The organism is Nocardioides sp. CER19, from assembly GCF_029846275.1.
GTDB lineage: Bacteria > Actinomycetota > Actinomycetes > Propionibacteriales > Nocardioidaceae > Nocardioides.
In genome coordinates, this window is the sequence record NZ_JARVWS010000002.1 from 1210327 (window position 1) to 1224075 (window position 13749).

Annotated in this window: 14 protein-coding genes; 3 read left to right on the top strand and 11 right to left on the bottom strand. The window is 73.1% G+C overall.

Features of this window, described 5'->3' with window-relative positions; genetic code table 11:
• Positions 1-16: 16 nt before the first annotated feature.
• Positions 17-880: a formyltetrahydrofolate deformylase gene (gene purU, locus QDS12_RS14260; protein ID WP_279879848.1), complete on the bottom strand. Its 864-nt coding sequence runs from the start codon at positions 878-880 to the stop codon at positions 17-19.
• Between the two features lie 50 nt (positions 881-930).
• Here purU and QDS12_RS14265 point away from each other — a divergent pair, with 50 nt between their 5' ends.
• Positions 931-1275: a bifunctional 3-phenylpropionate/cinnamic acid dioxygenase ferredoxin subunit gene (locus tag QDS12_RS14265; RefSeq protein ID WP_279879851.1), complete on the top strand. Its 345-nt coding sequence runs from the start codon at positions 931-933 to the stop codon at positions 1273-1275.
• A 76-nt stretch (positions 1276-1351) separates the two neighbouring features.
• Here the strand turns inward: QDS12_RS14265 and QDS12_RS14270 are convergent, their stop codons facing one another.
• On the bottom strand, positions 1352-1747 hold the full coding sequence (locus tag QDS12_RS14270) for an adenylyltransferase/cytidyltransferase family protein (RefSeq protein ID WP_279879854.1): 396 nt from the start codon (positions 1745-1747) through the stop codon (positions 1352-1354).
• Positions 1748-1823: 76 nt separating this feature from the next.
• On the opposite strand from QDS12_RS14270, the gene QDS12_RS14275 reads away from it, so the two are divergent.
• Both QDS12_RS14275 and QDS12_RS14280 read left to right on the top strand, forming a co-directional pair.
• Complete coding sequence (locus QDS12_RS14275; RefSeq protein ID WP_279880446.1) at positions 1824-3068, top strand: DUF445 domain-containing protein; 1245 nt, start codon at positions 1824-1826, stop codon at positions 3066-3068.
• Between the two features lie 5 nt (positions 3069-3073).
• The gene (locus QDS12_RS14280; RefSeq protein ID WP_279879857.1) at positions 3074-3319 is read left to right on the top strand and encodes an RNA-binding S4 domain-containing protein; all 246 of its coding nucleotides are present in this window, start codon (positions 3074-3076) and stop codon (positions 3317-3319) included.
• Between the two features lie 123 nt (positions 3320-3442).
• Here QDS12_RS14280 and QDS12_RS14285 read toward each other — a convergent pair whose 3' ends face one another.
• The 9 genes from QDS12_RS14285 to QDS12_RS14325 all read right to left on the bottom strand — a co-directional run bounded on the left by QDS12_RS14285 (position 3443) and on the right by QDS12_RS14325 (position 13695).
• Positions 3443-3814, bottom strand: a complete 372-nt coding sequence (locus QDS12_RS14285; protein ID WP_279879858.1) for an FKBP-type peptidyl-prolyl cis-trans isomerase — start codon at positions 3812-3814, stop codon at positions 3443-3445.
• Entirely contained in the window at positions 3811-6411 is a 2601-nt protein-coding gene (locus tag QDS12_RS14290) for a DUF4153 domain-containing protein (protein ID WP_279879860.1), read from the bottom strand. Before QDS12_RS14290 ends, QDS12_RS14285 begins: the two co-directional genes overlap by 4 nt.
• Positions 6408-7091: a response regulator transcription factor gene (locus QDS12_RS14295; protein ID WP_279879863.1), complete on the bottom strand. Its 684-nt coding sequence runs from the start codon at positions 7089-7091 to the stop codon at positions 6408-6410. Before QDS12_RS14295 ends, QDS12_RS14290 begins: the two co-directional genes overlap by 4 nt.
• Before the next feature lie 71 nt (positions 7092-7162).
• Entirely contained in the window at positions 7163-7597 is a 435-nt protein-coding gene (locus QDS12_RS14300) for a CBS domain-containing protein (RefSeq protein WP_279879865.1), read from the bottom strand.
• A 74-nt stretch (positions 7598-7671) separates the two neighbouring features.
• Positions 7672-8529 (bottom strand): inositol monophosphatase family protein, encoded by an 858-nt coding sequence (locus tag QDS12_RS14305; RefSeq protein WP_279879868.1) that lies wholly within the window; start codon positions 8527-8529, stop codon positions 7672-7674.
• Positions 8530-8551: 22 nt separating this feature from the next.
• Complete coding sequence (rsgA, locus tag QDS12_RS14310) at positions 8552-9568, bottom strand: ribosome small subunit-dependent GTPase A (RefSeq protein ID WP_279879871.1); 1017 nt, start codon at positions 9566-9568, stop codon at positions 8552-8554.
• Positions 9569-9584: 16 nt separating this feature from the next.
• On the bottom strand, positions 9585-10850 hold the full coding sequence (aroA, locus tag QDS12_RS14315; protein ID WP_279879874.1) for a 3-phosphoshikimate 1-carboxyvinyltransferase: 1266 nt from the start codon (positions 10848-10850) through the stop codon (positions 9585-9587).
• A 44-nt stretch (positions 10851-10894) separates the two neighbouring features.
• Positions 10895-11416, bottom strand: a complete 522-nt coding sequence (locus QDS12_RS14320) for a DoxX family membrane protein (RefSeq protein WP_279879877.1) — start codon at positions 11414-11416, stop codon at positions 10895-10897.
• Between the two features lie 26 nt (positions 11417-11442).
• Entirely contained in the window at positions 11443-13695 is a 2253-nt protein-coding gene (locus tag QDS12_RS14325) for a sigma-70 family RNA polymerase sigma factor (RefSeq protein WP_279879880.1), read from the bottom strand.
• Positions 13696-13749: the final 54 nt, after the last annotated feature.

The following is a 13749-nucleotide window of genomic DNA, read 5'->3' on the forward strand; positions in this document are numbered from 1 at the left end:
CGGGCTCCGGCCCGGGTCAGCGGAAGACGACGGTCTTGTGCCCGTTGAGCAGGATGCGTGTCTGCGCGTGCCACCTGACGGCGCGGGCGAGCACCTGAGCCTCGACGTCCCGGCCGGCGGCGACGATCTCCTCGACGCTGGCCCGGTGGTCGACGCGGACCACGTCCTGCTCGATGATCGGGCCCTCATCGAGGTCACCGGTGACGTAGTGGGCGGTCGCGCCGACCAGCTTCACGCCCCGGTCGAACGCCTGGTGGTAGGGCTTCGCGCCCTTGAAGCTCGGCAGGAACGAGTGGTGGATGTTGATCGCCCGGCCCGCGAGCGCCTCGCAGAGCCCGTCGGACAGGATCTGCATGTAACGCGCCAGCACGACCAGGTCGATCCGCTCCCGCTCGACGATCTCGAGCAGCCGCCCCTCCGCATCGGCCTTCGTCCCGGCCGCCACGGGGACGTGGTGGAACGGGACGCCGTACGACGTGGCGAGCGGCTCGAGGTCGCGGTGGTTGGAGACCACGGCGGCGACGTCGATCTGCAGGGCGCCGTTGCGCCAGCGGAAGAGCAGGTCGTTGAGGCAGTGCCCGTCCTTCGACACCAGGATCAGCGTCCGGTAGGGCGCGTCAGCCGCGCGCATCTGCCAGTGCATGCCGTAGCGCAGCGCGAGTGCCCCGAACTCCGCGCGCAGCCGCTCGAGGGTCGCGTCGCCGAGCACCTCGAACTCGATGCGCTGGAAGAACCGCCCCTCCCGGTGGTTCTCGTACTGCTGCAGCTCGAGGATGTTGCCCGACCGCTCGTAGAGGAAGCCCGACACCGCGTGGATCAGGCCGGGACCGTCCGGGCAGTCGACGGTGAGCACGTACGTGGAGGCGGGCTGGTCGGGCACAGCCGGGAGTCTGTCACGGCCCGTTCGGGGTGGCCGCTACTGTCTCGTGCGTGATCCCCGTCTGCCCGCTCTCCGACCTCGTCCCGTCCGAGCCGGTCCGCTTCGACCCCGAGGGCGAGCCCCCGATCTGCCTGGTGCTGGCCGAGGACGGCGAGGTCTACGCCGTGGACGACACCTGCACCCACCAGAACGCCTCCCTCTCCGAGGGCTGGGTGGAGGGCTGCGAGATCGAGTGCCCGCTGCACGGCTCCGCGTTCGACCTCCGCACCGGCAAGGTCGACATCCTGCCCGCGACCCTCCCCATCCGGACCCACGCCGTCGAGATCGTCGACGGGGTCGTGCACGTCTCGCTGTCCGACGAGCGGCCGAACCTGCCGCCGGGGGTCAGCTTCTGAGCCTTGAGTGCCTCGGCCACCTGGAGGTGGTCGAGACGCTCGAGGGTCGCAGATCTCGCGGAACCTGCCGGCCCCGTCAGCCGTTCGAGATCTTCTCGATGAGCGCGGTGGTGGAGATGGCAGGCGTACGCGGGAGGTAGACAACCTCGCAGATGTCGGTGAACTCGTCGAAGCGGCCGGCCCAGTCGTCGCCCATGACGAGGACATCGGCGGAGTACTTCTCGATGTAGTGCCGCTTCAGCTCGAGGCTCTCCTCGACGAAGACCTCGTCGACGGCCTTGAGGGCGCCGACGATCGAGAGCCGCTCGGCCTCGGTGAACACCGGCTCGCGGTTCTTCTTCACCCGGTTGAGGGCATCGGCGGAGACGCCGACGACCAGGCGGTCGCCGTACGACGCCGCGCGCTCGATGATCCGCAGGTGCCCGACGTGGAAAACGTCGAACGTCCCGAAGGTGATCACGGTGCGAACCATGGGGTGCAGTGTCCCATGAGCGGCGGGGGCCGACTCAATCCTCGGGTGGCACGGCACAATCGGCTCCGTGAGCCTGATGGTGGGGGACCCGGCAGCCGACGAGGGACGTCGCAAGGCGCTGCGCCGCATGCGGAGCGTCGCCCTGGGGCTGCTCGTGCTCGCGGCGATCGTCTATCTCGTGACGCTCGGGGGGCACGGCTTCCTCGGGTTCGTCAACGCCGGAGCCGAGGCGTCGATGGTCGGCGCCATGGCCGACTGGTTCGCGGTGACCGCCCTGTTCCGGCACCCGCTCGGCCTGCCGATCCCCCACACGGCGCTGATCCCGAAGCGCAAGGACGACCTCGGCCGGGGCCTGGAGGACTTCGTCGGGGAGAACTTCCTGCAGGAGGAGGTCATCCGCGATCGCATGCGGGTCGCCGACATCTCGCTTCGCGTCGGTCGCTGGCTGAGCGAGCCTGACAACGCCCGGCGCGTCGTCGACGAGGTGTCCGACGTCGCGGCGACCGCGCTGTCGCGGGTGCGCGACGACCACGTCGGGAGCCTGTTCAAGGAGGCGCTGTTCCCGCGGCTGCGCGAGGAACCCGTCGCGCCGCTGCTCGGCGGGCTGCTGCAGGAGGCGATCGACGACGACCTGCAGCGCGGACTCGTCGACCTCGCCCTCGTCGAGCTGCACGCCTGGCTGCTGGCCAACGAGGACACGGTCACCGACGTGCTGGGGGAGCGTGCACCCTGGTGGACGCCGCCCGCGATCAACGACCGGGTCACCGCGCGCATCCACCTGGAGCTGGTGCGCTGGGTGGAGGACATCCAGGAGGACCCCTACCACCGCGCCCGGGTGGCCATCGACTCGATGCTCGCCACGCTCGCGAAGAACCTGCGGGAGGACCCGCCCACCCAGGACCGGGCCGAACGGCTGAAGGAGCGCCTGCTCGACCACCCGCAGGTGCTCGAGTCGAGCATCGCCGTCTGGAACGCGCTGCGCCGGGTCCTCACGTCCTCGCTCCGCGACCCGGACGGGGCGCTGCGGGAGCGGCTGCGGGCCGAGCTCACCGAGTTCGCCCGGCGGCTGGTCGACGACGAGGCGCTGCGGCGCCGACTCGACGGGCTCGCGGCCGACGCCGTCGTCTTCGCGGTGGACAGGTACGGCGCCGAGGTCACCGCGATCATCACGCACACGATCGAGCGCTGGGACGGCAAGGAGGCGGCCCGGCGGATCGAGCTGCACGTCGGCCGCGACCTGCAGTTCATCCGGATCAACGGCACCATCGTGGGTGGCCTGGTAGGGGTCATCATCCACGCGGTGAGCGTCGTGGTTCACTGATCCGCATGGAGCCCGACGACGTCCCGATCCGCGAGGACATGATCCGGCTCGGGCAGTTCCTCAAGCTGGCCAACCTCGTCGAGCACGGCGGCCAGGCCAAGGAGGTCATCGCGGCCGGCGAGGTGGTCGTCAACGACGACGTCGAGACGCGTCGCGGCCGGCAGCTGCACGTCGGGGACGTCGTACGGCTGGGTGGGCAGGCGGCCCGCGTGGTCGACGAAGCGACCTACGAGGACGACCTGCCCTGGTGACGGGGTTCTCCCGTCCGTCACTCCTGTCACAGCGCCCAGGGAGGAGCGGAACTTCCGGGGTGCCGTGACACCCGTGAAGTTCCGGAGTACCCGGTTAACCGGGTACTCCGGAAGCCCTGAGCCTCAGGCGACGCCCAGCAGGTCCACGACGAAGATCAGCGTCTCGCCCGGCTTGATGACGCCGCCGGCGCCGCGGTCGCCGTAGCCGAGGTGCGGCGGGATGACGAGCTGGCGGCGGCCGCCGACCTTCATGCCCTGCACGCCCTGGTCCCAGCCGGAGATGACCTGGCCGACGCCGAGGCGGAAGCGGAGCGGCTCACCGCGGTTGTAGGAGGCGTCGAACTCCTCGCCGGTGGAGTGCGCGACACCGACGTAGTGCACGGTCACCGTGCTGCCGGCGGTCGCCTCCGGGCCGTCGCCCTCGGAGAGGTCGGTGACCACGAGGTCGGCGGGCGGTTCGGGGTCGAAGAACTCGATCTCGGGCTTCTCAGTCATGGACCCACCCTAGTGGCGGTGGCCTGGGCGCAGTCCGGGCTGCCCGCCTGCCCGGCGAGCTCCGGGAGGTGGCCCGCGGCCCGCGAGCGGCCGAGGTTCCACTCGAGCCAGTCGTCGTCGGCCTGCTGGCGTCCGGCCAGCGCACAGCCCGCGTCGTGGGCGGCGAGGGTCGGGACCGCGTCGTCGGACAGGCCCTGCAGGTAGGTCCAGTCGACCTTCCCGGTGTCGGCGTACCGGTCCAGGTTGCGCTGGGCGATCCACGCGTCGGGGTTGACCGCCGCCAGGGCGAGGAGCGCGGCCGTGCCGGTGAGCAGCGCGGCACGGGGGAGCCACCAGCCGCGGAGCGCGATCCCTGTGGCGGCGACGAGGAGGATCACCACGCCGAGCCAGCCCTCGAAGACGTCGACGAGCAGGCGGAGCCGGGTGAACCCGTAGGCCTCCTGGTAGAGGTGCATGCGGTAGAGCGCCGACGCGACGACGACGAGCGTCAGCGCGCAGAGGGCACCGAGCGCGACTCGGATCCAGAGCCGGTCGGACGCCGTCTCGCGCGGCGCCTTGCGGGCCGCGGCGCCGATGACCAGCAGCGTGAGCGCCGTCGCCACGGTGAGCTGGCCGAACCCCTGGTGGACGTACTCGGCGTAGGTGAGCCCGGTCGTGCGCTGCACGTAGTCGTGGCCGCCGAAGAACGCCGCCGCCTGGGCGACGAGGAACGCGGCGAAGACGGCGTCGACGACGAGCACCGGGGCGAGCCACTCATAGCGGCGCTTCACCGGGCGGGCCGGTGGCGCGGCGCGGTCCACCTGGGGCGGGTTGAGGGCGAGGTACGCCGCCGCGAGGACCGCGCCGCCGACGGCGACCAGCACGAACGCCCGGAGCACGACCGTGTCGACGGTGAGGTCGGGCAGCGCGGCGTCGACCCACTCGGCGAGGACGGCGTCGGCGGAGACCAGGAGCAGCCCGAAGACGAGCAGTCCGGCGATCGACAGGACCAACGTGCGGAGCAGCGCCGCCCCGTGGCCGAGTCCGGTGACGCGAGCGGCGGTGCGACCCAGCCAGGGCAGGCCGCGGACGCCGGCGAGCGGGCCCGAGATGCAAGAGAGGACGAAGCCCGGAAGCGTGCGGCCGCGGGTCACCCCGCAGGCGCAGACGACGGCGCCGGCGAGCAGGCAGAGGACGACGATCCAGTCGGCCGCACGGAGCGCCGTCGTCGCCGCGAGCAGTCCGCACAGCACGGCACAGGCGATCGTGAACGGGTCGCGTCGGTCCTTGGCCGCCGCCAGGACGACCCCGCCGGCCGCGAGGAGCACGATCGCGGTACCGATGCCGAGGTCGCGGAACGGCAGCACGATCGCGCCGAGGAGACCGACGGCCAGCGCCGCCACCAGGAGCGGCAGCCTCGCGGGGACGCCCCCGTCGGGCCAGAAGCCGCCGAAGGCGTCGTCGAGGAGCGGACGCAGCGGGGGCGGTGGTGCCGTCGCCCCGGTGGGGGGCCTGACGGGCGCCGGCGTCGGAGCCGGGCCGGGCGGGATCGGGGACATGCTGACCTCCTGGCGGTCGTCATGAGGAGTGACGGGTCGGTCGGGCGGTTGGAGGGGGAGGTCGGCGCGCACACGGGCGCCGCTCGCTCCCGGCTCCGGGTCGACGAAGCTGATCGAGCCGCCGTGCAGCTCCGTCACCCAGCGCGCGATGGCGAGCCCCAGGCCGGTGCCACCGCCGCCCGCGGTGGACCTGAGGGTCCCGAACGGCTCGAAGACGCGCTCGCGGTCGGCCGGGGCGACGCCCGGCCCGGCGTCGTGGACCTCGAGGCGGAAACGCTCGCCGTTCGCCGTGGCGCTCACCCGGACCACACCGCCGGCCGGGCTGTGTCGCGAGGCGTTGTCGAGCAGGTTCGCGACGAGCTGGTGGAGCCGGTCGGGATCGGCACGGACGACGAGGTCGTCGGGCACGCGGACGTCGTACGTCACGGCGCGGCCGAGCATCTCCGCCTCCGCGACGGCGTCGGCCAGCAGCGGCCCCAGCGGGACGGGGGCAGGGGAGAGCGGTGCCTTGCCGGCGTCGACCCGGGCGAGGTCGAGCAGGTCGGTGACCAGCCCGCTGAGCCGCTCGGTCTGGGTCAGGGCCGACTCGAGGGAGGCGGGATCGGTGGGCCCGACACCGTCGACGAGGTTCTCGAGCACCGCTGACAGGGCGGCCAGGGGCGTCCGCAGCTCGTGGCTCACGTTCGCGACCAGGTCGCGCCGCTGCTGGTCGACGGTCGCGAGGTCGCGCGCCATCGTGTTGAACGCGCGGGCCAGCTCGCCGACCTCGTCGTTGGAGGTCGCGGTGACCCGGACGTCGTAGTCGCCCGTGGCCATCCGCCCCGCCGCGGCCGTCATCTCGCGAAGCGGTGACGTCATGCCGACGGCGAGCAGCTGGGTGACGGCGAGGGCGAGGAGGATCGTGACGGGGATGGTCAGGCTCATCGGGACACCGCCGGCGCTGCCGAGGCTGGCCACCGCGACGGCGACCACCACGCTGGCCGCGACGAGCACACCGAGCTTGACCTTGACCGAGCGGACCCAGGAGAGCGGACCGACGCGGGCGACCGTGTCGCTCACCGCGTCACCTCGAGCGCGTACCCCACACCGTGCACCGTGCGGATCCGCTCGGCGCCGACCTTGGCACGCAGGCCCTTGACGTGGCTGTCGACCGCGCGGGTGGCCGAGGCGCCCGGCCAGCCCCAGACCTCGGCCATCAGCCGGTCGCGGGTCACGACGGCGCCGGGATCCGAGGCGAGACAGAGCAGCAGGTCGAACTCGGTGGGCGTCAGCCGCACCTCCTGCTCGTGCAGCCAGACCCGCCGCGCGGCGGCGTCGACGCGCAGGTCGCCGAAGGCCGCGGGGAGGCGGTCGGCGAGCTCGGCGGCGCGGTCCACGCGGCGCAGCAGCACCGCGACGCGGGCGACCAGCTCCCGCATCCGGAACGGCTTGGTCAGGTAGTCGTCGGCACCGACCCCGAGCCCCACCAGGACGTCGGCCTCGTCGTCGCGCGCGGTGAGCATGAGCACCGGTACCGGTCGTCGCGACTGGATCCGGCGGCACACCTCGTGGCCGTCGTACCCGGGGAGCATGACGTCGAGGACGACGAGATCGGGGTCGTGCTCGGTGTCGGCGGCGACGGCGCCGGGCCCGTCCCACGCGCGGACGACGTCGTAGCCCTCGGCGGTGAGCCGGTCGGAGACGGTCTGGTTGATGACCGGCTCGTCCTCGACGACGAGGACCCGGCGCGACTGTTGCATGGCAGCAGGCTAGGAGCGCGTACGTCGCGAACGTGGGTGCGACGTGTGGAGGTTCTGTGCAGATCGACCGCTCAGTGCTGGTGGACGTAGCCCTCGAGCTGGTCGCGCTCGAACGTGAGCTGGTCGATCCGGTGCTTGACGAGGTCGCCGATGCTCACGATGCCGAGGAGCTCGCCGTGCTCGACGACCGGGAGGTGCCGGATCCGGCGCTCGGTCATGACGCCGAGGATCTCCTCCACCGCGTCGGCGGGGGAGCACACCGTGACCTCGGTGGTCATGATCGCGCCCACGCTGTTCTCGACGGCCACGGCCGGGCCGTCCGCGTGCAGGCGCCGCACGATGTCGCGTTCGCTGACGATGCCTTGGATGGCGTCATCGGCATAGACGACGCAGGCGCCGATGTTGTGCTCGGCGAGGACGCCGAGCAGCTGGCGGATGGTCGTCTCGGGCGTCACTGTCACGACGGCACCGCTCGGCTTGCGGGCGAGCACCTCGCTGATGTGCATCTGCCGACCGTAGACCCGCGCCGCCCGGCGCGACAACCATCGTCCCAGCGGGAACGCTGCGGGTCAGTGGGTGGTCAGCGGCCGTGCAGCGGCGTGACGGTGCCGGGACCCGACGTCGGCCAGTCCGGGTCGTCGTCGCCGTCGGGCAGCGAGCCGAGGAACGACAGGGCCGCCTCGTGCAGGTGGGAGTTGGACGCGAGCGCGTTGCCGCCCCACGGACCGGGGGAGCCGTCCAGCGAGGTGAAGGTGCCACCGGCCTCGGTGACGATCGGCACCAGCGCCGCCATGTCGTAGAGGGCCAGCTCGGGCTCGGCGGCGATGTCGACGGCGCCCTCGGCGAGCAGCATGTAGGACCAGAAGTCACCGTAGGCGCGGGTGCGCCACACCCGCCGCATGAGGGCGAGGGTCTCCTGGAGCCGGCCGCGGTCCTCCCAGCCGGAGAGCTCGGAGTAGGCGAAGGAGGCGTCCTCGAGACGGCGTACGTCGGAGACGGTGTTGCGGGCCGCCTTCATCAGCGATTTCCCGGTCCACGAGCCCTGCCCCTGGGCGGCCCACCAGCGCCGGCCGAGCTGCGGCGCCGAGACGACCGACATCACGACCTCGTCGTCGACGGCCAGCGCGATGAGGGTGGCCCAGACCGGCACGCCGCGTACGTAGTTCTTGGTGCCGTCGATCGGGTCGATGATCCAGCGCCTGCTCGACGACCCGGTCGTGCCGGTCTCCTCGCCGGTGATCGCGTCGCGTGAGCGGGTGCGCGACAGCGTGCGCCGGATCGACTCCTCGACCGCCTGGTCCGCGTCGCTGACCGGGGTCAGGTCGGGCTTCGTCATCACGCGGAGATCGAGCGCCTTGAACCGGTCGGAGCTGATCGAGTCCGCGTCGTCGGCCAGCAGGTGCGCGAGGCGCAGGTCGTCGGTGTAGTCGCTGGGCACGGGGAGAGGCTAGCCCTTCCGGTCAGTAGAGGGGCGCGGAGCGAGCCGCGAGCAGCCGGCGGAACGACGCGACCCGGTCGGGGTCGGCCTCGCCGGCAGCGACGGCGGCGTCGAGGCCGCACTCCGGCTCCTCCTCGCCGTGCGTGCAGCCGCGCGGGCAGTCCTCGGTCATCTCGTCGAGGTCGGGGAAGGCCTCGATGAGGTGCTCCGGCTCGACGTGGGCCAGCCCGAAGGACCGGATCCCGGGCGTGTCGATGATCCACCCGTCGTCGCCGGGGGTGCCCGTGGAGGACGGCAGCGGCAGCATGAGCGCCGACGTGGAGGTGTGCCGACCGCGCCCGGTGACCGCGTTGACGTCGCCGACCTCGCGCCCGGCGTCCGGCACCAGCGCGTTGACCAGCGTCGACTTGCCGACCCCCGAGTGGCCGAGCAGGACGCTGGCCCGCCCGGCGAGCCGCTCGCGCAGCTCGGTCAGGTCACCGCCCCGCTGCGTCACCACCCACGGCACCCCGAGGGAGCGGTAGGTCGACAGCAGCGTCTCGGGGTCGGCCAGGTCGGCCTTGGTGAGACAGAGCAGCGGCGCCATCCGGGCGTCGTACGCCGCCACGAGCGCGCGGTCGATGAGCCCGTGCCGCGGCTCGGGGTCGGCCAGGGCGGTGACGATGACGAGCTGGGAGGCGTTGGCGACGATGACCCGCTCGACGGGGTCGTCGTCATCGGCCGTGCGTCGGAGCACGGTGCTGCGCGGCTGGACCTCCACGATCCGGGCGAGCGACCCGTCGGCGCCGGTCACGTCGCCGACGACCCGGACCCGGTCGCCCACGACGACGCCCTTCCGGCCCAGCGGGCGCGCCTTGACCGCCCAGATCTCCCGCCCGTCGACGATCAGCGTGAAGCGGCCCCGGTCGACGGTGACGACGACGCCCTCGGTCGCCTCGTCGTAGGACGGCCGCTCCTTGGTGCGCGGGCGGGTCCGTCTCCGAGGCCGGTCGTAGTGCTCGACGTCGTGATCCGTGTAGCGGTTCGCGTTGCGGGCCATGGGTCGCGGTCGTGTCTCAGAACAGCGAAGCCCAGAACGGGGCGAAGTCGGTGAAGGTCTTCGAGGTCGTGCCGACGTTCTCGACGGACACGCCGTCGACCGCCGCGCCGACGATGACGCCGGCGTGTGCCATCCGGTGGTCGGCGTAGGTGTGGAACGTGGCGCCGTGCAGGCTCGCCGGACGGAACGAGAGCCCGTCGGGGTGCTCGGTGACGTCGGCCCCGAGCGCGCCGAGCTCGGTCGCCAGCGCGGTGAGTCGGTCGGTCTCGTGGCCCCGGATGTGGGCGATCCCGCGCAGGTGGCTCGGCGTCGTCGCGAGCGCGCAGAGCGCAGCGACGGCCGGGGTGAGCTCGCCGACGTCGTGGAGGTCGGCGTCGATGCCGGTCAGCTCGCCGGTGCCGGTCACCGTCAGTCCGTCGTCGGTGAGCGTGACCGAGCAGCCCATGCGCTCGAGCAGGTCGCGCAGCGCGTCGCCGGGCTGGGTGGTGCGCCGCGGCCAGTCGCGGACGGTCACCGTGCCGCCGCTGACGGCGGCGAGCCCGAGGAACGGGGCGGCGTTGGAGAGGTCGGGCTCGATGACGTGGTCGACGGCCTTGACCGGCCCCGGCGCGACGACCCAGCGGTTCGGCTCGGCGTCGTCGACGGAGACGCCGTGCTCGCGCAGCATCTCGATCGTCATCTCGATGTGGGGGAGCGAGGGGACGGGCTTGCCGTCGTGGCGCACGTCGACCCCGGCGTCGTAGCGCGCGCCCGCGAGCAGCAGCGCGGAGACGAACTGCGACGACCCGGAGGCATCGATCGTCACGACGCCGCCGGGGACGGAGCCGCTCCCGCGCAGGCTGAACGGCAGCGCGTCGCCCTCCACCGCCGCCCCGAGCGCCCGCAGCGCGCCGAGGATCTCGCCGATGGGCCGCTGCCGCATGTAGGGGTCGCCGTCGAAGGAGACCAGCCCGGTGCCGATCGCGGCCACGGGCGGCACGAAGCGCATCACGGTGCCGGCCAGCCCGACGTCGATGCTCGCGTCGCGGTCGAACGTCGCGGGCGTGACCGCCCAGTCCTCGCCGTCGGTGTCGACGCTCGCACCGAGCGCGGTCAGGGCGCCGGCCATCAGCAGGCTGTCGCGCGAGCGCAGCGCGCGGCGTACGACGGATGGGCCGTCCGCGAGCGCCGCGAGGATCAGCGCGCGATTCATGAGGGACTTGCTGCCTGGCAGCGTCACGACGGCGTCGACGGCTCCGCGTGCGCGCGGAGCGGGCCAGGGGTCCTCGAGCGGTGCCGTCACGCGCCCAAGGCTATCGGCACGGGCCGGCCCCGCCGGTCCGGCCGTCAGCGCAGGTGCGCCTTCGCCTTCAGCAGGCGCGCCTCCTGGCGCGCGGCCCGCCGGGCGTCCTTCGCGGCGTGCCGGGTCCGCCACGCGACGCCGGGCTTGCCATCGGTGTCACCGGCTGCGATGAGCAGGCCGCCGAGCACGGAGAGGTTCTTGAAGAACTGCATCCGCTGCATCCGCTTCGCGGCCGGGTCGGTCTCGTCCCAGAACCGGTGCCCGGCCAGGGTCGTCGGCACGAGCGTCCCGGCCAGCAGCGCCGCCGAGGCCCGCGGCGCCCGGCCGGTGGCGAGCCCGAGCGCGGCGGCGAGCTGGACCGCCGCGTTGACTCGCACCCAGACCTTCGGATCGTTCGGCACCGGTACGCCGACCCGCTGGCCGAGCCGCTCGACGACCGGGACGACCCGGTCGGTGACGGGCTTGGCTTTCACGGCATGGCCCTCGGCGTCCTTGAGCGCGTTCAGCGGGCCTGCGACGAAGAGCGAGGCGAGCATCGGGCGTGCGACGAGTCTGCTGACGGTCATGTCTTCTTCTTACCCGCTCGGCGCGGTCAGGACACCCCGTCCGGCCCTGGTCCTTCTCGGTGCAGGACGCCCGATGCGCCGTCGAAGTCGACCGGATCCAGCCTGGCGTCGACGGTGAAGGCGCCCGCAGGCCTGAAGTCGGCGTGCAGGAACTCGATGTTGGCCCGCACCGTGCAGACGACGGTCATGGTCGTGCCCTGCTGGTCCTCCGTGCACGGCTCACCGCCGTGCTCGGGCGCGTGGACGGTCCAGCGCCCGAAGCCGGTGATGGTCGCCGTGAACCGGGCCTGCCGCCCCGGCGGGATCCCGGCCGCCCGGAAGTGGAACCCGATGACACCTTCACCGGGGTCGGCGGGGTGGTCGCTGGTGAGGGTGAGGTCGGCGTGCGGGCGGACGACGGTGACCGTGACCGTGGCGGTGGCGCGGCCCCCGTGCCCGTCGGTGATCGCGTAGCTGAACGAGTCGGTGCCGTCGAAGGTCTCGGCCGGCACGTAGCGGTAGCCCGCACCCGCACGGGTCACCGTGCCGTGGGTGGGCTCGCGCGTGAGCCCTGCGGCGAGCGTGAGGACGTCGCCGTTCGGGTCGCTGTCGTTCGCGAGGACGTCGACGACGACGGCTCGATCGTCACCGGCCGGCGTCGTCGCGCGGTCGGCCATGGCCACCGGGGCGCGGTTCGGGGTGATGACCCGGACGTGACCGGTGACGGAGCCTCCGTGCCCGTCCGCGAGCGTGTAGACGATCGTCTCGGCCCCGCGCCACGAGAGCCGCGGCGTGTAGGTCACCGTCCGGTGGTGCGGGCGGTCGGCCGCGACGCTCCTGGCCGAGGGCGCGTGGGCTCCGCCGATACTGACGGTGCCGTGCCGCGGATGGCCCCTGACGTGCGTCGACCGCACGTGCAGCGGGTCGCCGTCCGGGTCCCGGGCGCCGCGGGTGACGTCGATGGTGACCGAGCGTGACTCCGGGGCGAGCGAGACGTCAGCGAGCGGGTGCACGATCCTCGGCGCGCGGTTCGTCGGCACGGGGTTGCTCGATCCGCTGCCCGTCGGAGGGGCGCTCGTCGGGGCCGCTCTCGTCGGGAACGTGCTCAACGGCTGGCTGAACGGCACGGTGGCGGTCGTCGCGTCGTTCGACCGGCCACCCGCGGCGACCACCGGCGGCCCGAGCAGCGGTGGTGCCAGGCGCGGCGCGGAGTGCGCGGGGTGGGTCGCCGTCGGGGCCGGTGAGGGCGGCGCGGTCTGCGTGGGACCGGTCGTCGGGGCACCGGACGGGGCGACGGCTCCGGTGGTCCCGGGGTTGCTGGGCTCGGCGCTCGGCGGCCCCGGGCCGTTCGCCAGCCGGAGGCCGGCCAGGACCGCCACCGCCACCACCGCCGCGGCGGCCACGCCACCGGTGGCTCGGCCGGCCGGGTTGTGCGCGACCCAGTCCTTGCCACGGTCGAGCGCGAGCAGTGCGCCGCCCTTGGCCGCCGCCGCTGCCGCCGCCTGCGAGGCGGCGAGGTAGCCGGCGCCGGCGCTGCCGAGCAGGACCGGTGCGAGCACCGCGCCCAGATCGGCGTTGACCTCGGCGAGCTCGAGGTAGATCGCGGCGCACGGGCGGCACTCGCGCAGGTGGGCCTCGACCTTGGCCGAGTCGCGCCGTGAGAGCCCGCCGCGCAGGTAGGCCCCGAGGTTCGCGCGCGTCGCCGCGCACTTCTCGTCGACGACGTCCTGCGCGTGCATCGTGATGAACGCCTGCCGCAGCCCCTCGCGGGCGCGATAGGCGAGCGCCGACACCGAGTTGGGCGTCATCCCGAGCAGCTGCGCGACCTCCGCGGGCTTCTGCCGCTCGACCTCGGTGTGCCACAGCACCTGCTGCCAGCGCTCCGGCAACGAGGCGAACGCCCTGGCCGCGGTCGCGTTCTCGAAGCCCGAGACGGCGGTGTCCTCGAACGGCACCCCGGGGTCGTACGGCGTCAGGTCGTCCACCGGGGAGAGGCGGCGACCTGACCTGATCTTGTCGACGTGCAGCCGGCGCACCGACGTCAGGAGGTAGGCACGGAACGCGAGGTCGGGGCCGCCGCCGCGCTGCAGCACCGACAGGACCTTGGCGAACGCCTCCGAGACCAGGTCGTCCACGTCGCCCGCGGAGACGAGCTGCCGCGCCAGGCGCCGGGCCGCCCCGACGTGGCGCTCGAAGAGCAGGCCGTACGCGTCGGCGTCGCCGGCGCGGACCGCCGAGATGAGCTCGGCGTCGCCGGGCTCCTCCACCGGTGCCAGGGCGACCGGACGCTGCTCGCTCACACTGCCATTGACGCACGATCCGCCGAGGCTGACGCCTCGAGAAGCAGGAAATTT

Bases quoted from the DNA above. Each gene is read 5' to 3' on its own strand.
- QDS12_RS14285 (WP_279879858.1), bottom strand. From the start codon at position 3,814: ATGACTGAGAAGCCCGAGATCGAGTTCTTCGACCCCGAACCGCCCGCC.
- QDS12_RS14295 (WP_279879863.1), bottom strand. From the start codon at position 7,091: ATGCAACAGTCGCGCCGGGTCCTCGTCGTCGAGGACGAGCCGGTCATC.
- QDS12_RS14280 (WP_279879857.1), top strand. From the start codon at position 3,074: ATGGAGCCCGACGACGTCCCGATCCGCGAGGACATGATCCGGCTCGGG.
- QDS12_RS14270 (WP_279879854.1), bottom strand. From the start codon at position 1,747: ATGGTTCGCACCGTGATCACCTTCGGGACGTTCGACGTTTTCCACGTC.
- QDS12_RS14300 (WP_279879865.1), bottom strand. From the start codon at position 7,597: ATGCACATCAGCGAGGTGCTCGCCCGCAAGCCGAGCGGTGCCGTCGTG.
- QDS12_RS14275 (WP_279880446.1), top strand. From the start codon at position 1,824: ATGGTGGGGGACCCGGCAGCCGACGAGGGACGTCGCAAGGCGCTGCGC.
- QDS12_RS14320 (WP_279879877.1), bottom strand. From the start codon at position 11,416: ATGACCGTCAGCAGACTCGTCGCACGCCCGATGCTCGCCTCGCTCTTC.
- rsgA (WP_279879871.1), bottom strand. From the start codon at position 9,568: ATGGCCCGCAACGCGAACCGCTACACGGATCACGACGTCGAGCACTAC.